This is a genomic window from Streptomyces sp. DH12 (assembly GCF_020873895.1).
In the GTDB taxonomy this organism is placed as follows: Bacteria; Actinomycetota; Actinomycetes; order Streptomycetales; family Streptomycetaceae; genus Streptomyces.
The window spans coordinates 1-464 of the sequence record NZ_JAHWGT010000961.1 but is presented as its reverse complement, the minus strand read 5'-3'; the positions used below and the strand labels follow the sequence as shown (position 1 = coordinate 464).

Annotated in this window: 1 protein-coding gene; it reads right to left on the bottom strand. The window is 76.7% G+C overall.

The genetic code is table 11. The features are described 5' to 3' along the window. Positions 1-464 (bottom strand): MFS transporter (locus LPA54_RS37985; protein WP_228984958.1); only part of this gene is annotated, 464 nt, incomplete at both ends.

Sequence of the window (464 nt, the reverse complement as noted above, 5' to 3'; positions counted from 1 at the left end):
CCCAGGCAGAAGCCCAGGGCCGCGAGGACGAGCGCCAGTACGGGCACCGGCAGCGGCAGCGCGACGGCCGCGCACAGCAGCGCCGCGAGCAGGCAGGTCACCGTGAGCAGGGCCGTACGGCCGAGCAGCCGCAGCATCGGGGTGAGGACCAGCCGGCAGGCGATCGTCGCGGCGGCGCGCAGGCTGAGCAGCAGGCCGACGACGGCCGGGTCGATTCCCCGGTGCTCGCCGACCACGGGCAGGTAGGCGGTGAGGATGTCGGTCGCGGACAGCACCGCCACGCTGATCAGCAGGCCGGCCGGCACGCCCCGCGCCCGCAGGATGCCGCGTACCGGCACCCGGTCGCCCCGCGCCCTACGGGGTTCCACCTCCCCCGGTTTCTCGATGCGCCACAGCGAGGTGAGCGCGACGGCCCCGCCCGCGCCCGCCGCGAGCAGGGCGAGGGCGCTGGTGCGGGCCATGTC